The sequence below is a fragment of the Comamonas testosteroni TK102 genome, from assembly GCF_000739375.1.
Classification (GTDB): domain Bacteria; phylum Pseudomonadota; class Gammaproteobacteria; order Burkholderiales; family Burkholderiaceae_C; genus Comamonas; species Comamonas brasiliensis.
Genome location: NZ_CP006704.1, coordinates 582,410 through 604,580 on the forward strand (window position 1 = coordinate 582,410; position 22,171 = coordinate 604,580).

The following is a 22,171-nucleotide window of genomic DNA, read 5'->3' on the forward strand; positions in this document are numbered from 1 at the left end:
TCAGACGGCACGCTGGCCGGCGGTCTTGCGAAACTCCGAAGGGGACAGCCCTGTCCAGAGGCGAAAGGCGCGGATAAAGCTCTTGTCGTTGAGAAAGCCGCAGGCCTGGGCCACACGCTTGATGGGGCGGCTGGTGCGCAGCAGCAGCGCAATCGCGCGCTCGCGCCGGATATCGTCCTTGAGCGCCTGCAGCGAAACACCTTCTTCCTTGAGCTGGCGGTGCAGGCTGCGCTGCGACAGATGCAGCTGGCGCGACAGGGTCTCGGCCGTCTGCTGCTCCTCCCCGCTGGCGGCCAGCAGATGGCGCACGCGCTGTACCAGCGTCTTCTCGCGCTGATAGGGACGCACCTGGATCGGCAGGGCGCGCTGCAGCATGCGGTTGAGGGCTGCCTCATCGCGCGCCAGCGGTGCCTGCAGCCAGCGCGCTTCGAACTGCAGGCTGGCAACTGGCGCCCCAAAGGCAATGCTGCCCGGCGCGAACAGCACCTTGTAGACATCGGCATGCGCGGGCTCGGCAAACGGGAAGCTGGCATGCAGCAGGCTGATCGGTTCGTTGATCAGCCAGCTGGCAAAGCCGTGGATATTGCGCAGCACCGATACCATGCAGAACTCGCGCATGCTTCCCAGCGGGCGGCCTTCATGCAAGGTGAGCGTGGCAATGCCGGCCTGCTCGCCGAGCTGCAGTTGCAGGTCCTGCGCAATCAGGCCGTGATGGCGGCACCAGCGCGCCAGCGCCAGGCCCAGATGGGGGGCGCTGATGCTGGCACGGGCCAGCATGCCGTAGCTGCCCCAGGGCAGACGGCGCTCGAACCAACCCAGGGCCTCGTCGTCGAGTTCGCGCATGGCCGCGTCGGAAAGCGCCTCCATCTGCAAGGCCGTGATGCGCTCTTCGGCATCATTGATCAGCTCTGGCGGGATTTGTGCCTTTTCCAGCGCGCCAAGCGCTGACATCTGCCTTGCTTCATAAGCACGGACAATCGCTTGGACAAACGCCATGGGGGTAATTGCCGGGTGCGATTTGAGCACAGAGCTGGCATGGTGTGGCAGTGGAGTCTTGACCAGGGAAGGGGTGAGCATTTGGCAATTATTGCAACCTTGCTGACCTCTTCTGAACAGGGCTTGCCCTTATTCTGAGATGCAGAAAACGGTGCTGAATGGACGCTGTGCAGCCAGTTTGCGGTTGGCTGCCGGCACGCAAGGAGACACAAGACCATGCCATCGCAAGTGAACCCGCTGACCGTCAGCTATGCCAAGGGGCGCACGGATGTGCCGCTGATCGAGCAGACGATAGGCGATTTTTTTGCCGCAATGGCAGGGCGCCAGGGCGCGCGTGACGCGCTGGTCAGCCGTCATCAGGGTCTGCGCTACAGCTATGCCCAACTGCATCAGGCCGCGCGCCAGCTGGCCAGCGCGTTGCTGTCTCGAGGGCTGGTCAAGGGGGACCGGGTAGGTATCTGGAGCCATAACAATGCCGAGTGGGTGCTGATGCAGCTGGCTACGGCTCAGGTGGGACTGGTGCTGGTCAATATCAACCCGGCCTATCGCACCTCTGAAGTCGAATACGCGCTCAACAAGGTGGGCTGCAAGGCGCTGGTATCCATGCCGCGCTTCAAGACCAGCGACTATCTGGGCATGCTGCGCGAGCTGGCGCCCGAGCTGGCGAGCTGCGCACCAGGCCAGCTGCAATCCAGACGCCTGCCTGCCTTGCGCACGGTGGTGTGGATTGATGCGGCCGGCCCAGGTGCGGCCGGCCCAGGTGCAGCGGATCTGGACGTCGAACAGCCCGGCATGCTGCGTTTTTCGCAGCTGATGGCGCAGGGCACCAGTGCGGATGAGCGCATTGATGCCATTGCGGCCACGCTCAGCAATCACGATCCCATCAACATCCAGTTCACCAGTGGCACCACGGGCTTTCCCAAGGGCGCGACGCTGACGCACCGCAACATTCTCAATAACGGCTTTTTCATTGGCGAATGCATGCGCCTCACACCCGAGGACCGGCTTTGCATTCCCGTGCCCCTGTATCACTGCTTCGGCATGGTGCTGGGCAATCTGGCCTGCTTCACCCATGGCTCGACCATCGTCTATCCGAATGACGGCTTCGATCCCATCACCGTGCTGGAGGCGGTGCAGGCCGAGAAATGCACGGGCCTGCATGGCGTGCCCACCATGTTCATTGCCGAGCTCGACCACCCGCGCTTTGCCGAGTTCGATCTCTCCACGTTGCGCACCGGCATCATGGCCGGCTCGCCCTGTCCCATCGAGGTGATGAAGCGCGTGGTGCGCGACATGCATCTGAGCGAGATCACCATCGCCTACGGCATGACGGAAACCAGTCCCGTGAGCTGCCAGAGCGATGCCGATACGCCGCTGGAAAAGCGCGTGGCCACCGTGGGCAAGGTGCAGCCGCATCTGGAGGTGAAGATCGTGGACCCGTCCACGGGCGAGATCATGGCGCCCGGCCAGTCGGGAGAGCTGTGCACGCGCGGCTATTCCGTCATGCACGGCTACTGGGACGACGAGGCCAGAACCCGCGAGGCCATCGATGCCGAGCAGTGGATGCACACCGGCGATCTGGCGACCATGGACGCCGAAGGCTATGTGAATATCGTGGGCCGCATCAAGGACATGGTGATCCGTGGCGGCGAGAACATCTACCCGCGTGAGATCGAGGAATTCCTCTATCGCCACCCCAAGGTGCAGGACGTGCAGGTGGTGGGCGTGCCCGATGTGCGCTATGGCGAGGAACTGTGTGCCTGGGTCATCGTCAAGCCCGGCCAGGAACTTGGCGAAGACGAGGTGCGCGACTTCTGCAAGGGACAGATCGCGCACTACAAGGTGCCGCGCTATATCCGCTTTGTCCAGGCCTTCCCGATGACGGTGACGGGCAAGATACAGAAGTTCAGGATTCGCGACGAGATGATCGAGTTGCTGGATCTGCGCCTGATCAAGACCGCCTGAAAATGGACTACCCCCTGTGCCGCTTCGCGACTTCCCTGCGCCGGGTGCCCCCCAAGGGGGACGACGCCCTTGCTGCGAGGCGGCTCTTGCAGGGCGTCTGTGACTTAGTGGTTGGCGTGCGTGCTGGTCATGGGCAGACCGGCAGCGCGGCGGGCGACCACGAGGCGCTTGCGCATGGCGATTTCCTGCATGTCCAGCTCGCTGACCAGGCTGCGCAGCGACTCGTCGTTGATGCGGTGGGCCTGTCTTTCGGCGTAGTAAAAGTCCCGTTCGGCATGAATGCACTCGATGCGGGTCTCGATCTCCATCACATAGCGCAGCTTGCGCTGGCGCACGACTTCGGGGGCCTCGCGCAGCAGCTCTATGCTCTGCGCGGCGCCGCTGCCGTCGTCGAGCAACTGGATGCGGTTGCGGTACTCCTGGGTCAGGTGACCGTTGACCTCCTGGCGCATCGCCACCCACTCGGGGTCGCGGCGCTGCATTTCTTCCTCGCTCAGCGTCAGCTTGGCCATGGCCGCCATGCAGGCCTGTTCGCGGGCCAGGCGCTCCTCGCGCACGGTGGGCGACTCTTCGTGCGGGGGCAGATGGCGCAGCACGATGGGCAGGCCCACGGCACCGATCACCAGCGTGAACAAAATCGTGCCCGTGGCGAGAAAGACCAGCATGTCGCGGCCCGGAAAGGGCTGGCCGTTGTTCAGCAGCATGGGCACGGACAGCGCACCGGCCAGTGTGACCGCACCGCGAATGCCGGCCAGCGTGGTGGCCAGATTCAGCAGTGGCGAGGGACGCTCGGACATCTTGCCCTGCCGGTGGGCGCGCAGCAGCGAGCCATGCACACCCAGGACCAGCCAGATCCAGCGCATCAGCAGCAGCGCAAACGAAATGGCAGCCACATAGCCGACCAGAATCCACCAGTCATGGCCTGCCTGATGCAGCGGCACGCCGATGATGGATGGCAGCTGCAGGCCCAGCAGCAGGAAGATGGCGCCGTTGAAGGCGGCTTCCACCATGCTCCAGGTGCCTTCGGTCTGCAGGCGTTCGCTGATGTAGCTGCTGCGCTCCAGATCGGCGAAATTGGTGGCGATGCCGGCGGCCACGGCAGCCAGAATGCCGGAGACACCGATCTTCTCGCCCACGATATAGGCGGCAAAAGGCAGCAGCACCAGCAGCAACACCATCTGCGTGGCTGCGACATCGCCCAGACGGCGCGTGATGGTGCCGCGCGCATGGCTGAAGCCCCAGCCTATCAGCGCACCCACACCCAGGCCGCCGACGGCCATCCAGGTGAACTCCTTGGCCACTTCGCCCCAGGAGAACATGCCGGTCAGCGTGGCGGCAATCGCAAATTTCAGCGCCACCAGGCCCGATGCGTCGTTGAGCAGCGACTCGCCTTCCAGCACATGCATCGTCTTCTCGGGCATGCCCAGATTGCGCGTGATGGCCGAAACGGCCACGGCATCGGTGGGCGAGATCACGGCGGCCAGGGCGAAGGCCACGGTCAGCGGAATTTCGGGAATCATCCAATGGACGAGATAGCCCAGGCCCAGCACGGTGAACAGCACCAGGCCCAGGGCCAGCAGCAAGATCGGCTTGGCCAGTGCAAAGAATTCACGCTTGGGAATGCGCCAGCCGTCGGCGAACAGCAGCGGCGGAATGAAGAGCAACAGGAACAGCTCGGGGTCGAACGCGATGTGCAGGCCGGCTTGCGGCCAGGCAATCAGCGCACCCAGCGCGATCTGAATCAGAGGCAGGGGAATGGCCCGGACATAGCGGGCCACAATGCCTGTCAGCGCTCCCAGCAGCAAGACAAGCAGAACAGTTTCAACAGCGTGCATGAGGCATTTTCTTCAACTGCCGTGGCAGCGCCGTGTCTGAGCAAGAAAAAAACCAAGTTCTCACATCAGTTATCAAGCGGCAAAGTACGAGCCGTAACTCCTGAAACAGGCGTGTGCCAAGCACGGGACGGCCAGCAAGGACCGCTCCGCAGCGAGGCCGTCGTCCCCCTAAGGGGGAAGCGGCGCAGCCGCTCAGGGGGCAATCATTTTTTAAGAGGCAAGCGATGAGCATTCTGGGCACACAACTGAATCCGCGTTCGGCAGATTTCCTGGCCAACGCCGCAGCCATGCAGGCGCTGGTCAATGAGCTGCATGCACGCTGCGATCAGAACGCGCTGGGCGGCAACGAGGCCGCGCGCGCCAAGCATGTGGCGCGCGGCAAGCTCCTGCCGCGCGAGCGCGTGCAGCGGCTGCTGGACCCCGGCACGCCATTCCTGGAGCTGTCGCCGCTGGCCGCGCTCAATATGTACAACAACGATGCACCGGGCGCGGGCGTGATTGTCGGCGTGGGCCGGGTCAGCGGCGTGGACTGCATGATCGTCTGCAACGACGCCACCGTGAAGGGCGGAACCTACTACCCGATGACGGTGAAAAAGCATCTGCGCGCACAGGAAGTGGCGGCACAGAACCGTCTGCCCTGCATCTATCTGGTCGACTCGGGCGGTGCCAACCTGCCCAATCAGGATGAGGTCTTCCCCGATCGCGAGCATTTCGGCCGCATCTTCTACAACCAGGCCAATATGAGCGCCCAGGGCATCGCCCAGATCGCCGTGGTCATGGGTTCGTGCACGGCAGGCGGCGCCTATGTGCCGGCCATGAGCGACGAGTCCATCATCGTCAAGAACCAGGGCACCATCTTCCTGGGCGGCCCTCCCCTGGTCAAGGCCGCCACCGGCGAGGTGGTCAGTGCCGAGGACCTGGGCGGCGGCGATGTGCACACGCGTCTGTCGGGCGTGGCCGACCATCTGGCCGAGAACGATCTGCATGCACTGGCGCTGGCTCGCCAGGCGGTGGCAAACCTGAACAAGGACAAGCCCATTTCCCAGGCCGATCATGCACCTGCCGCGCCCCTCTTCGAGAGCGAAGAGCTGTATGGCGTGATTCCCGTCGATACGCGCAAGCCCTTCGATGTGCGCGAGATCATTGCCCGCATCGTGGATGGCAGCCAGTTCGACGAGTTCAAGGCCCGCTTCGGCAACACCCTGGTCTGCGGCTTTGCGCGCATCGAGGGCATGCAGGTCGGCATCATCGCCAACAACGGCATCCTGTTTTCCGAGTCGGCCGTCAAGGGAGCACACTTCATCGAGCTGTGCTGCCAGCGCAAGACTCCGTTGGTGTTCCTGCAGAACATCACGGGCTTTATGGTGGGCCGCAAATACGAAAACGAAGGCATTGCCCGTCACGGCGCCAAGCTGGTCACGGCCGTGGCCACGGCAGCGGTGCCCAAGTTCACCATCATCATCGGCGGCAGCTTTGGCGCGGGCAACTACGGCATGTGCGGCCGCGCCTATTCGCCCCGCTTCCTCTGGATGTGGCCCAACGCGCGCATCAGCGTCATGGGCGGCGAGCAGGCGGCCAGCGTGCTGGCCACCGTCAAGCGCGACGGTATCGAAGCCAAGGGAGCTAGCTGGAGTGCGGAAGAGGAGGAACGCTTCAAGGCGCCCATCCGCCAGCAGTACGAAGACCAGGGTCATCCCTTCTACGCGACGGCACGCCTCTGGGACGACGGCGTCATCGATCCCGCCGACACGCGCCGCGTGCTGGCGCTGGGTCTGGCTGCGGCACGCAATGCGCCGATTGAGGACACCCGCTTTGGTGTCTTCCGCATGTAAGCACACGGAGGTCCGAACATGATGCGCTGCACCGTCGCCGCCCTGATGCAAGCGCTGCTGTCTGCAGCGCTGGCACTGTCCGTGGCGGCGCAGGCCCGGGCCGAGGTGCAGCAGTTCGATGCGCGCATTCCGGTCTGGGTGCCGGAGGCCGGCAGCACGCCCGCGCGCACTGCCGAGCTCGCAGGCCATGTCTATCGTCCCCTGGGTCTCGGACCCTGGGGGCTGATCGTGCTCAGCCACGGCACGCCCAGCGGCAAAGAGGCGCGCGAAGCCATGACCGATCGCTACGGCCCGCAGGCGCGCGCTCTGGCCGAACTGGGCTATGTGGTGGTGACGGGTTTGCGCCGCGGCTATGGCGCATCGGACGGTCCTCTGGCCGACCGCTACGGCAGCTGCGATGCCCCCGACTACGCCCATGCGGCCCAGGAGGCTGCGCGCGATGTGGCGGCCATCATGGCTTACGGGCAGAAGCTGCCCTATGTCGACAGCACGCATGTGGTGCTGCTGGGCAAGTCGGCCGGCGGCTTTGCCTCGCTGGCGCTGGCGGCCCAGCAACCCGCAGGTCTGCGCGGCGTCATCAATTTTGCCGGTGGCCGCGGTTCGCAGCAGCAGATGCGTGAGAAGACATCGGTCTGCGGCGAGGCGCAACTGCTCAAGACCGTGGCCGGCTTTGCCGCCACCAGCCAGGTGCCCCAGCTGTGGATCTATGCCGAGAACGATAGCTACTTTCGGCCGCCGCTGGTGCGCCAGATGGCGCAAAGCTATCTGGCGGCAGGCCGGAAGCTGACCCTGGTGTTCGTGCCGCCAAGCGGCGCGGAAGGACACCAGTTTTTTGACCGGGCCGCCAATATCGGGCAATGGCTGCCGCAGGTCCGTGAATTCCTGATGCAGCAGCTGCCGGGTACGGCGGCTGCGCAACTGCAAAGCCATAACTCACTGGGAGACAAGCCATGACCGCTTTGACTTTGACCGTGGACGGCGGCATCGCCCGCGTTACGCTGGCTCAGCCCGCCATCCGCAATGCCTTCAGCGATGCGGCGATTGCCGAGATCACCGCCGCATTCCTTCAGGTCGGCGAGCGTGCCGATGTGCGCGCCGTGGTGCTGGCCGCCGAAGGACCCGCATTCTGCGCGGGCGCGGACCTGAACTGGATGCGCCGCATGGCCGATTACTCGCGCGACGAAAACCGCGTCGATGCGGGTCTGCTGGCCGAGATGCTGCGCGTCATCTACGAATGCCCCAAGCCCACGATTGCGCGTGTGCAGGGCGATGTCTTTGCGGGCGGCATGGGCCTGGTGGCCTGCTGCGATATGGCGGTGGCGGCCGACACGGCAGGTTTCTGCCTCAGCGAGGTCAAGATCGGCCTGATTCCCGCCACCATCAGCCCCTATGTGATCCGTGCCATGGGTGCCAGGGCCGCGCACCGCTACTTTCTCACGGGCGAGCGCTTTTCGGCGCAGGAGGCGCATCGCATCGGCTATGTGCACGAGGTGGTCGATGCCGACGGGCTGGATGCCGTGGTCGACGGCTGGCTCAAGCATTTGCTGAGTGCCGGCCCCGCAGCGGTGCGGGCCTGCAAGCGCCTGGTGCTGGACATGGCCGAGCGCGAGATCAGCGAGCAGCTGATTGCGGCGACCGTGGAGTCGATTGCCACCATCCGCGCCAGCAGCGAAGGCAAGGAAGGCGTGCAGGCCTTTCTCAACAAGCGCAAACCCAACTGGCTGCCCGGATGAGATGACAGACCTGGCGGCCGGGGCGCTTCAGCCTGCGGGCTCGCATAGGAAATGAACACCATGGATATCTGGCAAACCATCATCGACTGGCTGCACCGCACCGGCCTGCACATCGATCCCGATACGGCCAGGGCCGTGGGCGATGCCGCGAGCCAGGTGGGCGATGTGGCCGCCAGGGCCGGGCAGGCCGTGGGACAGATGGACATGGCGTCCATGCTGGCGCTGGCGGCGGCTCTGGGCTGGGCCAGCGGTTTTCGCCTCTATGCCGTGGTGTTCGCCGTGGGCCTGCTGGGTGCCAGCGGTCTGATGCCGCTGCCTGGTGGTCTGCATGTGCTGCAGCACCCGATGGTTCTGCTCATCAGCGGCGGCCTGCTGTTCGTGGAGTTCTTTGCCGACAAGATTCCCGTGGTGGATTCGGTCTGGGACCTGTTCCAGAGCGTGTTGCGCATTCCGGCCGGTGCGGCGCTGGCAGCCTCGGTCTTCGGCGCCGACAACACCACCATGGCCATGGCCGCCGCGCTGATGGGCGGCACGCTGGCCGCGACCAGCCAGGCCGCCAAGACCACCACGCGTGCCCTCATCAATACCTCGCCCGAACCGTTCTCCAACGTGGGAGCCAGTCTGGCGGAAGACACGGTGTCGCTGGGCGCCATCTGGCTGGCGCTGACCAATCCGCTGGTGTTTGCCGTCGTGCTGCTGGTCGTGGTGATTGCGATGTGGCTGGTGATCTGGGCGCTTTGGCGCTTTCTCAAGGCGATTTTTCGACGCCTGCGCGGCAGTGGTGAGGCGCAGGATCCATTGCAAAAAACATAGCTGCTTGCGTTCGATGGATATGCGCTTAGCGGTGAATTGACCGATAAACGGAGACGATATGTTCAAGAAAATTCTGATTGCCAATCGTGGTGAGATCGCCTGCCGTGTGGCCGCGACCGCCCGCCGCATGGGTGTGAAGACCGTGGCCGTGTACTCGGATGCCGATGCCCAGGCCAAGCATGTGGCGGCCTGCGACGAGGCCGTGCACATCGGCGGCAGCGCGCCCAAGGACAGCTATCTGCGCTGGGAGCGCATTCTGGAGGCTGCCAAGGCCACGGGTGCCGAAGCCATCCACCCCGGCTATGGCTTCCTCTCCGAGAACGAGGACTTTGCCAATGCCTGCGCAGCGGCCGGCCTGGTCTTCATCGGCCCGCCCGCCAGCGCGATCCGCGCCATGGGTCTCAAGGCCGAGTCCAAGCAACTGATGGAAAAGGCCGGCGTGCCGCTGGTGCCCGGCTATCACGGACACGACCAGAACCCCGAGCTGCTGCACCGGGAGGCCGATCGCATCGGCTATCCCGTGCTCATCAAGGCCAGCGCGGGCGGCGGCGGCAAGGGCATGCGTCTGGTGGAAAAGAGCGAGGACTTTTCGGCCTCGCTGGAGTCCTGCAAGCGCGAGGCCATCAACAGCTTCGGCAACGATGCCGTGCTGATCGAGAAGTACGTGCTGCGCCCGCGCCATATCGAGATTCAGGTGTTTGGCGACACGCAGGGCAACTGCGTCTATCTGTTCGAACGCGACTGCTCGGTGCAGCGCCGCCACCAGAAGGTACTGGAGGAAGCACCGGCGCCGGGCATGACTGCCGCGCTGCGCCAGAAGATGGGCGAGGCCGCAGTGGCCGCCGCCAAGGCCGTGAACTATGTGGGCGCGGGCACGGTGGAGTTCATCGTCGAGCAGCCCGGCGGCTACGACCAGCCCGAAGCCATGAAGTTCTACTTCATGGAAATGAACACCCGGCTGCAGGTGGAGCACCCCGTGACCGAAGCCATCACGGGCGAGGATCTGGTGCGCTGGCAGCTGCTGGTGGCTTCGGGACAGCCTTTGCCCAAGGCACAGTCGGAACTCCGTATCCAGGGCCATGCCATCGAGGCACGCATCTGCGCCGAGAACCCCGAGAACAACTTCCTGCCCGCCACCGGTCATCTGGCCGTCTATCGCAAGCCCGAATGCAGCAGCTTCGAGATCAGCGATGTGCGCGTGGACGACGGCGTACGCGAGGGCGATGCGATCAGCCCCTTCTACGACTCCATGATCGCCAAGCTCATCGTCCATGGCGAGGACCGTGCCCAGGCGCTGGCGCGTCTGGACGCGGCGCTGGCTCAGACCCATATCGTGGGCCTGACGACCAATGTGCAGTTTCTGCGCCAGGTGGTGAAGAGCCAGGCTTTCTCCAATGCCTTGCTCGATACCGCGCTGATCGAGCGCGAGCGCGAGGCCTTGTTCGGCAAGGATTTCGTGGGCCGCGACCTGGCCGTCGCCGCTGCCATGGCCTGGCAGCTGCAGGGCGAGCAGGCCGCGCAAGGCGCAGACCCCTTCAGCCGCCGCGACGGCTGGCGCATGTCGGGCCGCTATGTGCGTGCGTTCGGCTTTGCCTACCGCGGCGAGGACTTCACGGCCGGGCTGGCCTACGGTCGCGGCGCGCAGGCGGCGCAGACCTATCAGCTCGGCATTGGCGAGGGCGAAGGCCGCAGCGATGCCGCGCTGCAGTGGCGCGCACTGGCCGACGGGCGGCTGGAGCTGGGCCTGGACGGCAAGCGCACGGTGGTCGTGGTCCATGCCCAGGGCGACCAGCTGTCCATCTTCACCGAAGCGGGCAGCACCCAGATTACCGTGGTCGACCAGCTGGCCCATGCTGGCGATACCGGCCATGAAGGCGGCCGCCTGACGGCGCCCATGCCCGGCAAGGTGGTGTCTTTCACGGTCAAGGCCGGCGACAAGGTCAGCAAGGGCCAGCCGCTGGCTGTGATGGAGGCCATGAAGATGGAGCACACGATTGCCGCCCCCGGCGATGGCGTGGTGCTGGAGCTGCTGTATGTGCCCGGCGACCAGGTCAGCGAAGGCGCGGAGCTGCTGCGCATCGAGGTGTCCGCCTGATCCGCCCAGGGTTGAACTGTTTAACAAAAAGAGCGGCTTGCGCTGGACTATCCATGAATTCAGTCACTTTCAATGGTGAAATCAAGACATGTAAAGCGCAAGGAGCTTCTTTTTTGATAGCGGTCCATTGGCCACCTGCGTCTGCAGCGGGCATGGCAAAGCGTTAGGCTTGGCATCCATGAAAGTCTTATTTTGCTGTGACGATACGCGGCCGGAACCCTGGCTCAAAGGTTTGCATGACGCGCTGCCGGGTGCGGAGGTTGCCATCTGGGAGCCGGGCGCAGCCCAGGCCGACTACGCACTGGTCTGGGCACCGCCCCAGCAGTTCCTTGACGAGCAGGCGGCCGGCCTGAAGGCCATGTTCAACATCGGCGCGGGCGTGGATGCCTTGCTGCCGCTGCGTATTCCCGCCGCGCTGCCCGTCTACCGTCTCGAGGATGCGGGCATGGCCGTGCAGATGGCCGAGTATGTGGCCCAGGCAGTGATCCGCTTCTTCCGTGGCCTCGATCGGTACGAGTCCGACATGGCGCAGGGCCTGTGGCAGCACCAGCGCAACCCCAGGCGGGTGGACTATCCCGTGGGCGTGATGGGCCTGGGCAAGATGGGCGAGCGCGTGGCCAGGGCGTTGACGGTGTTCGATTTCAAGGTCAATGGCTGGAGCCGCTCGCCGCGCGAGCTGCAGGGCGTCGAATGCTTCAGCGGCATGGACGGCCTGGACCGCTTTCTGTCCGAGACGCGCATTCTGGTCAACCTGCTGCCCCTGCACGACGAGACCCGCGACATCATCAACGCCCGCACGCTGGCGCTGCTGCAGCCCGGCGCCTATGTGATCAACGTGGGGCGCGGCGGCCATGTGGTCGATGCCGACCTGATTGCGCAGATCGAGTCCGGCCATGTCAGCGGCGCCATGCTGGACGTGTTCCGCGAGGAGCCGCTGCCCGAGAATCACCCGTTCTGGAAGCAGTCCGGGATCATCCTCACCCCCCATACCTCGGCCCGCACGCTGGCAGCGGACAGCATTGCCCAGATCGTGGGCAAGGTAGCCGCCATGAGCCGGGGTGAGCCCGTCACAGGTCGAGTCGACCTGAGCAAGGGCTATTGATAGCAAGGAGACAAGAATGAAGTACCCCGCACGCGTCAAGATCATCGATGTGGGCCCGCGCGACGGCCTGCAGAACGAAAAGCAGCCTGTGCCTGCCGCCGTCAAGATCGAGCTGGTGCAGCGCCTGCAGGACGCAGGCCTCAAGGAGATCGAGGTCACCAGCTATGTGTCGCCCAAATGGGTGCCGCAGATGGCGGACAACGCCGAAGTCATGGCTGGCATGGTGCGCAGAGCCGGGGTGCTGTATTCGGTGCTCACGCCGAATCTCAAGGGCTTCGAAGCCGCGCTGGCCAGCAAGCCCGACGAGATCGTGGTGTTCGGCGCGGCCAGCGAGGCCTTCAGCCAGCGCAACATCAACTGCTCGATTGCCGAGAGTATCGAGCGCTTTGCGCCCGTGGTGCAGGCGGCCCTGGAGGCAGGCATTGCCGTGCGCGGCGCCATGAGCTGCACCGTGGGCTGCCCCTACGAAGGCGAGATCGCGCCCGAGAAGGTGGGCTATCTGGCCGGGCTGATGAAGAGCATCGGCGTGCAGCGCGTGGATGTGGCCGACACCATCGGCGTGGGCACGCCCGTCAAGGTGCAGAAGGCGCTGGAGGCCACGCTGGCGCACTTCGATATCGACCAGGTGTCCGGCCATTTCCACGATACCTACGGCCAGGCCCTGAGCAACACGCTGGCGGCGCTGGATCTGGGGGTCTGGAACTTCCAGTCATCGGTCGCCGGACTGGGCGGCTGTCCCTATGCCAAGGGCGCCACGGGCAATGTGGCCACCGAAGACGTGGTCTATCTGCTGCAGGGCATGGGCATAGAGACCGGCATCGACCTCGACAAGCTGATCGATGCGGGCCAGTTCATCAGCGAGCATCTGGGTCGCCCCACGCAGTCGCGCGTGGCCAAGGCCTTGCTGACCAGGCGCGCGGGCTGAGGCCAAGCGCAGCCCGGGCAGGCATGGGCATTGTTACCATCGCCGCCATGCAAACAAGAACAAGTTTTTCGTGGGCCCTGTGTCTGGCGTCAGCTACCCTGCTGGGAGGCTGCGCCGGCATGGATGCCCAGGAGTGCAGGGACACGGACTGGGCCTATCTGGGTCAGCTCGATGCCATGGATGGCAGGCTGGACCTGTCCACCCGTGCCAGACGGCATTTCAAGGCCTGCAAGGACCAGGGCGTGCAGATGGATGCACGGGCCTATCAGCAGGGCTGGCTGCGCGGCCTGCAGGATTTCTGCACTCCCGAAAGCGGCAAGAGCTATGCGGAAGCCGGCAGAAAGTTCCAGCCGGGCTATTGCCCGGCGCCGCTGGAGGCGGCGTTTCTGCAAGGCTATGCGCCGGCGCGCGACCGCTATCAGGACAGGCAGTCGGTGCTTGAGCTGGAGCGTCGCATCGAGGCCAAGAGAAAAGAGCTGCGCGAGGCGCGTGACGCCAAGAACAGTGCCGGACATATCGCCTATGTCCAGAAAGACCTGCGTGATTTGCAGCTGGAGCTGGTGCAGCTCAGGCTCAAGCTGGCACAGTAGGGGCCGTGACGCTGCCGGATGGCGGCGCGATTTTCAGGAAAACATCATGTGTGGGTCAGAACTTCATGCGCTGCCGGAAGGCGTGCAGCGCGTCAGCCGCTTTTTGCAGGATGCCGGTCATCCGCATGCGCCGCAAATGCTGGACGGCGCGGCGCGTACCGCACAGGAGGCGGCAGACCAGCTCAGCATTCTGGTCGGGCAGGTGGCCAAGAGCATCATCTTCAAGCGCGGGAGCGATAGCGCGGCCGTGCTGGTCGTGACTTCGGGCGACAGGCGTGTCGATGAAAAGAAAGTGACGCAGCTGGTGGGCAAGGTCGGCCGCGCCGACGCGGACTTCGTCAAGGCCAGCACCGGCTTCTCGATTGGCGGCGTCAGCCCCGTGGCCCATGCAACCAAGGTGGTGACCTTGATCGATGCCGAGCTGCAGCGCTTCGAGACGGTGTGGGCCGCAGCAGGCCATCCGCACGGCGTGTTTCCTGCATCGCCCGCGCAGCTGCAGTCGCTGACCGCAGCCCCCTGGTCGGACGTGGTGGAGCAGGCATGAGTACGGAACTTCTTCAGGAGCAGCAGGCTCAGCAGCTGGCGCAACTGGCCGCCAAGGCCGAGGTGGCCCTGGTCTGGGCCGAGGCCGACCAGCCCGTGGCTTCGCCCTGCATCAACGTCTGCCGCATGACGCAGGACCGCAGCCATTGCCAGGGCTGCTTCAGAACCATTGACGAGATTCGCGCCTGGTCCAAGGGCGATGCCGAGCTGCGCCTGGAGATCTGGGGCCGGCTGCTGCAGCGCGCCGGCCTCGAGGACCCGCGCCAGGCCGAGATCTGATCACCCTTAGAGGAGAGTCGACATGAAGCACATCACCTGTTACCTGGACTTTGTGTCGCCTTATGCGTGGCTGGCGCTGGAGCAGATGCCCAAGGCGCTGCAAGGGCTCAGCTATCACGTGGACTATCGCCCGGTATTGCTGGGGGCCTTGCTGCAAGGCAATGCCAACCCCGGCCCGGCCGGCATTCCGGCCAAGAGACTGTGGACTTACAGGCATGTGACTTGGCTGGGTCAGGCGCTGGGCGTGGAGTTGCAGATGCCGGCACAGCATCCATTCAAGCCGCTGCCGCTGCTGCGGCTGGCGCTGGCCCATGGGCGTGACGGCAGCATCAACCGCTTTGTGGCGCAGGCCGTGATGCAGCATGTCTGGCAGGGCGGCCATGAGGCCAATGATGCGCAGCGCCTGCAGGAGCTGCGCGCGCAGCTGAAGGAGCAGTTGCGTCAGGAAGAGGACAGTGCCGAGGTCAAGCAATGGCTGCGCGGCAATACCGAACAGGCGCAGCAGGCCGGCGTGTTCGGCGTGCCGGCCTGGGTGGTGGACGGCCATGTCTTCTGGGGACTCGATGCCTTGCCCATGCTGCGCAGCTATCTGGAGGGCAATGCCTGGTTCGATGCGCAGTGGCAGGCGTCGGCCCAGGTGGAGTCAGGCCTGGGCTGAAGCCTGATTCAGGCCTGTAGAGCTGCAGGCCTGTCGTTCACTCTCTTACTGCGCTGTGGCCTGCTTGGCAGCGCCGCGATAGCGCTCCAGCCAGTGGGCATAGGGCGCGGGCAGGGTCCAGTCGGGGCGGGCCACGCCCAGGCTTTGCGCCAGCTGATAGGTGTAATGCGGGTTGGCCAGATGGGCGCGGCCGATCATGACCAGATCGACCTGGTGCTCGGCCACGATGCGCTCGGCAATCTGCGGATCATCCATGCCCCAGCCCGAAGCCACGGGCAGGCCGGCACTGCGGCTCACGCGCTGGGCAATCGGCGCCAGGAAGGCGGGCGTGCCCCAGGGGATCTTCACATCGGGAATCACGAAGTTGACGCTGACATTGAGCAGGTCCAGGCCGCGCTCGCGCATCTGGCGCGTGACGGCGATGGATTCCTCCAGGGTTTCTTCATCGCGGCCGTCGTACTCGATGACGCCGAAGCGCGCCGTCAGTGGCAGATGCTCGGGCCAGACCTCGCGCACCCTGGCCACGGTCTCCAGCAGAAAGCGGGCGCGGTTGCTGAAGCTGCCGCCATAGGCATCGTCGCGCTGGTTGCTGTGGGGCGAGAAAAAGCTCTGTGCCAGATAGCCGTGGGCAAAGTGCAGCTCCAGCCATTCGAAGCCAGCCGCAAGCGCGCGGCGGGCTGCCGCGACAAAGTCGGCCTGCACGCGGGCGATGTCCTCCAGCGTCATGGCGCGGGGGACGCGCGGCAGACCGCCGCCAAAGGCGATGGCCGATGGTGCGATCGGCTGCCAGCCGCGGGCATCGCCTTCGGCAATATGGTCGTCGCCTTCCCAGGGATTGTTGGCGCTGGCCTTGCGTCCGGCATGGGCGATCTGGATGCCGGGCACGGCGCCTGCGGCCTTGATGCCGGCGGCAATGCGCGACATGCCTTCGATCTGGGCGTCGTTCCACAGGCCGGTGCAGTCGGGCGAGATGCGGCCTTCGGGCGACACGCCCGTGGCTTCGACAATCACCAGCCCCGCGCCGCCGCGCGCCATGGAGGCGTAGTGGACCTGGTGCCAGTCATTGGTGAGACCGTCCACCGCGCTGTACTGGCACATCGGCGGAATGGCGATGCGGTTGCGCAGGGTCAGGCTTTTGAGAGTGAAAGGGGTAAAGAGTGCAGACATGCGGAGTATCGGTGGTGCGAATGGAATGAGCCGGCAGTCCTGCAGCAGAGCAGGATGCCAAAAGTTTGATAGCGACCTACGCGCTTCATGGCTGGTTTTCAGAATTAAAGACATCTGAAAATCAATGAATGAAGGTGCTGGAAGCTATCAAAAAATCAAGGACAGCGAGATTCGGAAAACTGCGGAGACCGGCCCCGGGCAATGATCTGCCTGGAGACGAAGTTTTCGGTGTTGCCCGGCATGAGGTTGGCGGGCCAGTGAATGCGGTGCATGCAGGGCTTCTGTCGAAGAGGATTGGGGAAATGATGGGGTCTGTGGTGAAATAAATCCAATCGATATTACTGATTTGTGAAATCATGCCGACTGATATCAAGAGTCTGGACCTGAATCTGCTCAAGGCCCTGGATGCGCTGCTGGACGAGCGCAGCGTGACGCGCGCTGCCGAGCGTCTGGCGCTGACCCAGCCGGCGGTCAGCGGCATGCTGACGCGACTGCGCGAGAGCTTCGACGATCCCTTGTTCGTGCGCACGCAGCGCGGCATCGCCCCCACGCTGCGCGCGCTGGCACTGGCTGGGCCGCTCAAGGAATTGCTGTGCAATGCCGAGGCGCTGCTGCGTCCCCAGGCCTTTGATCCGGCTACGGCACATATGACGCTGCGCATTGCCGCCACGGATTACGCGCTGCAGGCGGTGGTGCTGCCGTTTCTGGCTGTGTTGCGTCAGCGCGCGCCTGGTCTGTGTGTGGCCGTGGTGCCGGCCCAGCATCTGCCGCTGCACGAGCGGCTGGAGCGCGGCGATATCGATCTGGCGCTGGTTACGCCGGAGCGCACGGCCCCCGATCTGCATGCACGCCGGCTGTTCGACGAACGCTATGTCTGCGTGATGCGCCAGGGCCATCCCGATGCGCGCCGGCGCGGCCTGTCACTGCAGCGCTTCTGCGCTCTGGATCATGCGCTGGTGTCCTATGACGGAGGCAGTTTTCATGGTGTGACGGACGAGGCGCTGGAGCGCCTGGGACTGCGGCGGCGTGTGGCGCTTTCTGTGACCAGCTTTCTGGTGCTGCCCGAAATCCTGCGCAGCAGCGATCTGATTGCCGTCGTGCCGCGGCGTCTGGTCAAGCCCGACTCGGGGCTGGTGGTGCTGGAGCCGCCGCTGGAGATTCCGGGTTTCACCAAGACGGCTGCCTGGCATGCGCGCACCCATCGCTCTCCAGGGCACCAGTGGGCACGGGAGCTGCTGTTCGAGCTGGCGCAGGCCGACGGGATGGACGTGGAATGAGCGCGGCCCGCAGAAACCGTGGCGGTCTCTGCGGGCCGAGGTGAGGGCAGATTCCTGCCGGGGCCCGGCATGGTGCCAGGCCCTTCACCTCATCAGTGGCCGGATGCGCCTGCGGCACCCAGACCGGTTTCCGAACGCACTTGCTGCGCAGGGAACACGGCGCGCTCCTTGGCTGCCTGAGCGCTCTTGTCGAGCACGGAGAACAGCCACACGCCAAAGAAGCCGATCGCCATGGAGAACAGTGCAGGCGAGGCGTATGGGAACCATGCCGAGCCGGCCGGGTTGCCCAAGGTGCCTTCCCATACCGAGGGCGAGACAATGGTCAGGCCCACGGAGGAGACCAGACCCAGGAAGCCGCCGATCACGGCGCCCTTGGTGGTGCAGTCTTTCCACAGCACGGACAGCAGCAGGGGCGGGAAGTTGGCCGAAGCCGCCACGGCAAAGGCCAGCGAGACCATGAAGGCAATGTTCTGCTTCTCGAACACAATGCCCAGCAGCACGGCGACAAAGCCCAGGCACAGCGTGGTGATGCGCGAAACCCGCAGTTCGGAGGCGCTGTCGGCCTTGCCCTTCTTGATCACGGTGGCGTAGAGGTCGTGCGAGACAGCCGAGGCGCCAGACAGGGTCAGGCCAGCGACCACAGCCAGAATGGTGGCAAAGGCCACAGCCGAGATAAAGCCGTAGAACACATCGCCGCCCACGCTCTTGGCCACCAGCACGGCCGCCATATTGGCCGTGCCTGCGCCGCCGTGGATCACGCCCTTGGCCGTGTCTGCCATTTCGGGGTTGGTGAGCACCAGGGTGATGGCGCCGAAGCCGATGATGAAGATCAACACATAGAAGTAGCCGATCCAGGTCGTGGCCCAGAACACGCTCTTGCGCGCTTCCTTGGCGTCAGGCACGGTGAAGAAACGCATCAGGATGTGGGGCAGGCCCAGCGTGCCGAACATCAGCGCCATGCCGAAGCTGATGGCGGAGATCGGGTCCTTGATGAAGCCGCCCGGGCCCATGATGGCCAGGCCCAGTTTCTCTGCGACGGATGGCTCGGCACCGCCATTGGCGGCGATCTGGGTGCGTACCTTCACGCCTTCGGCAAACAATGCTTCGGGGCTGAAGCCGTATTTGGACAACACCATGAAGCCCATGAAGGTGACGCCGGCCAGCAGCAGGCAGGCCTTGATGATCTGCACCCAGGTAGTGGCCGTCATGCCGCCAAACAGCACATAGATCATCATCAGACCGCCGACCAGCACCACGGCAATCCAGTAGTCCAGGCCAAACAGCAGCTTGATGAGCTGGCCTGCGCCGACCATCTGGGCAATCAGGTAGAAGGCCACCACCACCAGCGTGCCGCAGGAGGCAAAAATCCGGAAGGGCTTTTGCTCGAAACGGTAGCCGGCGACGTCGGCAAAAGTGAAGCGGCCCAGATTGCGCAGGCGTTCCGCCAGCAGAAAAGTCAGAATCGGCCAGCCCACCAGAAAGCCGATGGAGTAGATCAGGCCGTCATAGCCGCTGGCCATGACGGAGGCCGAGATGCCGAGGAAGGAGGCGGCGGACATATAGTCGCCCGCAATCGCCAGACCGTTCTGAAAGCCGGTGATGCCGCCGCCTGCGGTATAGAAGTCGGAGGCCGACTTGGTGCGGCCCGCAGCCCATTTGGTGATCCACAGGGTTGCCACCACAAAGGCGGTGAACATGATGATGGCCGTCCAGTTGGTGGCCTGCTTGGCGGCGTTGCCGACGTCACCGCCGGCGGCCAGCACGGGCGCCGTTGCGGCCAGCGCCGCAGCGCCCGCCAGCCATTGGGAAGAGATGCGCTGCTTCATTGCTTGATGCCTTTGAGAATGTCGCGGGTGAGCTGATCAAACTCGTTGTTGGCGCGGCGCACATAGAGGCCGGTAATGATCACGGAAAAAATGATGACGCCCATGCCGATGGGAATGCCCAGCGTGGTCACTCCCGCGCCGATGGGCTGCGCCAGGAACTCCTTGTCGAACGCGATCAGCGCGACATAGCCGTAGTACACGATCAGCATCAGAACGGTCAGTGCCAGGCCCAGTCGATTGCGCTTGCGGCGCAGTTGCTGGTAGGCGGGGTTGCTTTGGATGGTCTCTATCACCGGGTCTCGCACAGCGTTGTCTCCTTTGAAGTTTTCCAGCCTGCCATCAGCTACGCGGTGGCTTGCTTGCAATGCATTCTGAGAAGCCCGTCTGACCGCCCCCTTACTTACGATATCGGTGTTTGCCCCCGGTTTTTCACATCGAAAAAAAACGGGTCCGGGTAAGTGCGGAGAGGGTCGGGTAATGCCCAGTCTTGAATTTTGGAGAAGCGATTTTTTGTAAGTTAGCGGTCAGTTGTCGCTTTGATATTGGGCAAACAGGTGAGTTGGCAGCGCCTGACATTCCAAAAACCTAGGAGACAAACATGGCCATCAATGCGACAGCAAACATGGGAGGTAAATCGGCCCCACGGCCGATGAGCCCGGAAGAGCGCAAAGTCATCTTTGCGTCTTCACTCGGAACCGTTTTCGAGTGGTACGACTTCTATCTATACGGATCTCTGGCAGCCATCATCGCCAAGCAGTTCTTCAGCGGTCTGGATGCGGGGTCGGCCTTCATCTTCGCCTTGCTGGCCTTTGCGGCAGGCTTCATCGTGCGCCCCTTCGGCGCGCTGGTGTTCGGCCGTCTGGGCGACATGATCGGGCGCAAGTACACCTTCCTGGTGACGATCCTGATCATGGGCCTGTCCACCTTCATCGTGGGGATCTTGCCCAACTACGCCAGCATCGGCGTGGCCGCTCCCGTCATCCTGATCGCGCTGCGCATGCTGCAAGGCCTGGCCCTGGGCGGCGAGTACGGCGGCGCTGCCACCTATGTGGCCGAGCATGCGCCGCAGGGCAGGCGCGGTGCCTACACCTCGTGGATCCAGACCACGGCAACGCTGGGCCTGTTCCTGTCGCTGCTGGTGATCCTGGGCGTGCGCACCATGCTGGGCGAAGAAGCGTTTGCCGACTGGGGCTGGCGCATTCCCTTCCTGGTGTCCATCCTGCTGCTGGCCATCTCGGTCTGGATTCGCATGACGCTGTCCGAGTCTCCCGCCTTCCAGAAGATGAAGGCCGAAGGCAAGGTCTCCAAGGCACCGTTGACGGAGTCCTTCGGCCAGTGGAAGAACCTGAAGATCGTGATCCTGGCGCTGGTCGGCCTGACTGCGGGCCAGGCCGTGGTGTGGTACACCGGCCAGTTCTACGCGCTGTTCTTCCTGACCCAGCAGCTCAAGGTCGATGCCGTCACGGCCAACCTGATGATTGCGGCTGCCCTGCTGATCGGCACGCCTTTCTTTGTGATCTTCGGTACGCTGTCCGACAAGATCGGACGCAAGCCCATCATCATGCTGGGCTGCATTCTGGCGGTGCTGACCTACTTCCCCGCTTTCAAGGCGCTGACCGAAGCAGCCAACCCCGATCTTGCCGCCGCACAGGCCAAGAACAAGGTGGTCATCGTGGCCGATCCTGCGGAGTGCTCCTTCCAGTTCAACCCCACAGGTACCACCAAGTTCACCAGTTCCTGCGACGTGGCCAAGCAGGTGCTGGCAGCCGGTTCCGTGAGCTATGAAACAGAGGATGCACCTGCCGGCACGCAGGCCATGATCCGTATCGGCTCGACCGAGATCCCTTCGTTCTCGCTCAAGGGCCTGCCCGCTGACGAGGCCAAGGCCAAGGACGGCGCCTTCAAGAAGACCGTGGCTGCAGAGCTGGCCAAGGACGGCTATCCCACCAAGGCCGACCCTGCCAAGATGAACAAGGTCATGATGGTCGTGATCCTGACCTATCTGGTGCTGCTGGTGACCATGGTCTACGGCCCGATTGCGGCCATGCTGGTGGAGCTGTTCCCGACCCGCATCCGCTACACCTCGATGAGCTTGCCCTACCACATCGGCAACGGCTGGTTCGGTGGTCTGCTGCCCACCATGTCCTTCGCCATAGTGGCGCAGACCGGCAATATGTACAACGGTCTCTGGTACCCCATCATCATCGCCGGTGTGACGGCCGTGATCGGTACGCTGTTCGTGCCCGAAACCAAGGATCGCGACATCTACGCCGAAGACTGATGTGAAGTGACGGTGCTGCAATTTATGCAGCATCACATCGAAGACCTGCAAGGCTCGTGCTTTGCAGGTCTTATGCCTTTTACTGCAGCACTAATGGGTTACAGCAGTGTGGCAACAAAGCATCATTGCGTTACTTTTTTGCGATGCAAATCATGCTTTTGAGAGGGGCCCACCTAGAATCACACCTAGCCGCGAGAGGGCCAACAACCTACAAGCCAATGCGGTGCAAAAACACTATCCCAGGATATAGGAGC

19 protein-coding genes are annotated in these 22,171 nt (G+C 64.1%); 14 read left to right on the forward strand and 5 right to left on the reverse strand.

The annotated features are described in order from the left end of the window. The gene (locus tag O987_RS02675) at nucleotides 1-1,077 is read right to left on the reverse strand and encodes an AraC family transcriptional regulator (protein ID WP_043370735.1); all 1,077 of its coding nucleotides are present in this window, start codon (nucleotides 1,075-1,077) and stop codon (nucleotides 1-3) included. Between the two features lie 135 nt (nucleotides 1,078-1,212). Here O987_RS02675 and O987_RS02680 point away from each other — a divergent pair, with 135 nt between their 5' ends. Beyond that, nucleotides 1,213-2,961, forward strand: coding sequence for an AMP-binding protein (locus O987_RS02680; protein ID WP_043370736.1), 1,749 nt, complete (start codon nucleotides 1,213-1,215; stop codon nucleotides 2,959-2,961). 104 nt (nucleotides 2,962-3,065) lie between these two features. On the opposite strand, the gene O987_RS02685 is transcribed toward O987_RS02680, so the two are convergent. After that, entirely contained in the window at nucleotides 3,066-4,796 is a 1,731-nt protein-coding gene (locus O987_RS02685) for a Na+/H+ antiporter (protein WP_003059066.1), read from the reverse strand. A gap of 224 nt (nucleotides 4,797-5,020) precedes the next feature. On the opposite strand from O987_RS02685, the gene O987_RS02690 reads away from it, so the two are divergent. The 11 genes from O987_RS02690 to O987_RS02740 all read left to right on the forward strand — a co-directional run bounded on the left by O987_RS02690 (nucleotide 5,021) and on the right by O987_RS02740 (nucleotide 15,366). After that, on the forward strand, nucleotides 5,021-6,628 hold the full coding sequence (locus O987_RS02690; protein WP_003059065.1) for a carboxyl transferase domain-containing protein: 1,608 nt from the start codon (nucleotides 5,021-5,023) through the stop codon (nucleotides 6,626-6,628). An 18-nt stretch (nucleotides 6,629-6,646) separates the two neighbouring features. Then, on the forward strand, nucleotides 6,647-7,582 hold the full coding sequence (locus O987_RS02695) for an alpha/beta hydrolase family protein (RefSeq protein WP_043370738.1): 936 nt from the start codon (nucleotides 6,647-6,649) through the stop codon (nucleotides 7,580-7,582). Beyond that, on the forward strand, nucleotides 7,579-8,361 hold the full coding sequence (locus tag O987_RS02700; protein ID WP_043370740.1) for an enoyl-CoA hydratase/isomerase family protein: 783 nt from the start codon (nucleotides 7,579-7,581) through the stop codon (nucleotides 8,359-8,361). The genes O987_RS02695 and O987_RS02700 overlap by 4 nt, the downstream gene beginning before the upstream one ends. Nucleotides 8,362-8,421: 60 nt before the next feature. After that, entirely contained in the window at nucleotides 8,422-9,174 is a 753-nt protein-coding gene (locus O987_RS02705) for a DUF4126 domain-containing protein (RefSeq protein ID WP_003059061.1), read from the forward strand. A gap of 58 nt (nucleotides 9,175-9,232) precedes the next feature. Then, on the forward strand, nucleotides 9,233-11,269 hold the full coding sequence (locus tag O987_RS02710) for an acetyl/propionyl/methylcrotonyl-CoA carboxylase subunit alpha (RefSeq protein ID WP_043370742.1): 2,037 nt from the start codon (nucleotides 9,233-9,235) through the stop codon (nucleotides 11,267-11,269). A gap of 178 nt (nucleotides 11,270-11,447) precedes the next feature. Beyond that, nucleotides 11,448-12,371, forward strand: a complete 924-nt coding sequence (locus O987_RS02715) for a 2-hydroxyacid dehydrogenase (RefSeq protein WP_043370743.1) — start codon at nucleotides 11,448-11,450, stop codon at nucleotides 12,369-12,371. 16 nt (nucleotides 12,372-12,387) lie between these two features. Beyond that, nucleotides 12,388-13,296: a hydroxymethylglutaryl-CoA lyase gene (locus tag O987_RS02720; protein WP_043370744.1), complete on the forward strand. Its 909-nt coding sequence runs from the start codon at nucleotides 12,388-12,390 to the stop codon at nucleotides 13,294-13,296. A 47-nt stretch (nucleotides 13,297-13,343) separates the two neighbouring features. Next, the gene (locus O987_RS02725; protein WP_235214238.1) at nucleotides 13,344-13,886 is read left to right on the forward strand and encodes a DUF2799 domain-containing protein; all 543 of its coding nucleotides are present in this window, start codon (nucleotides 13,344-13,346) and stop codon (nucleotides 13,884-13,886) included. Nucleotides 13,887-13,932: 46 nt separating this feature from the next. Continuing rightward, nucleotides 13,933-14,430 (forward strand): YbaK/EbsC family protein, encoded by a 498-nt coding sequence (locus O987_RS02730; protein WP_043370745.1) that lies wholly within the window; start codon nucleotides 13,933-13,935, stop codon nucleotides 14,428-14,430. Then, on the forward strand, nucleotides 14,427-14,708 hold the full coding sequence (locus O987_RS02735; RefSeq protein WP_003059052.1) for a DUF1289 domain-containing protein: 282 nt from the start codon (nucleotides 14,427-14,429) through the stop codon (nucleotides 14,706-14,708). Before O987_RS02730 ends, O987_RS02735 begins: the two co-directional genes overlap by 4 nt. 22 nt (nucleotides 14,709-14,730) lie before the next feature. Beyond that, a complete protein-coding gene (locus tag O987_RS02740) occupies nucleotides 14,731-15,366 on the forward strand; it encodes a 2-hydroxychromene-2-carboxylate isomerase (RefSeq protein WP_003059051.1) in 636 nt (211 codons plus the stop codon). A gap of 45 nt (nucleotides 15,367-15,411) precedes the next feature. On the opposite strand, the gene O987_RS02745 is transcribed toward O987_RS02740, so the two are convergent. Next, the gene (locus O987_RS02745; RefSeq protein ID WP_043370746.1) at nucleotides 15,412-16,533 is read right to left on the reverse strand and encodes an NADH:flavin oxidoreductase/NADH oxidase; all 1,122 of its coding nucleotides are present in this window, start codon (nucleotides 16,531-16,533) and stop codon (nucleotides 15,412-15,414) included. A gap of 356 nt (nucleotides 16,534-16,889) precedes the next feature. On the opposite strand from O987_RS02745, the gene O987_RS02750 reads away from it, so the two are divergent. Further along, a complete protein-coding gene (locus O987_RS02750) occupies nucleotides 16,890-17,810 on the forward strand; it encodes a LysR family transcriptional regulator (RefSeq protein WP_043370748.1) in 921 nt (306 codons plus the stop codon). A 92-nt stretch (nucleotides 17,811-17,902) separates the two neighbouring features. Here the strand turns inward: O987_RS02750 and O987_RS02755 are convergent, their stop codons facing one another. Together O987_RS02755 and O987_RS02760 are read right to left on the reverse strand one after the other, a co-directional pair. Continuing rightward, entirely contained in the window at nucleotides 17,903-19,636 is a 1,734-nt protein-coding gene (locus O987_RS02755) for a cation acetate symporter (RefSeq protein ID WP_003059048.1), read from the reverse strand. Next, nucleotides 19,633-19,941, reverse strand: a complete 309-nt coding sequence (locus O987_RS02760) for a DUF485 domain-containing protein (protein ID WP_003059047.1) — start codon at nucleotides 19,939-19,941, stop codon at nucleotides 19,633-19,635. The genes O987_RS02755 and O987_RS02760 overlap by 4 nt, the downstream gene beginning before the upstream one ends. 293 nt (nucleotides 19,942-20,234) lie before the next feature. On the opposite strand from O987_RS02760, the gene O987_RS02765 reads away from it, so the two are divergent. After that, the gene (locus O987_RS02765) at nucleotides 20,235-21,917 is read left to right on the forward strand and encodes an MFS transporter (protein ID WP_003059046.1); all 1,683 of its coding nucleotides are present in this window, start codon (nucleotides 20,235-20,237) and stop codon (nucleotides 21,915-21,917) included. The last annotated feature ends 254 nt before the right edge of the window (nucleotides 21,918-22,171 follow it).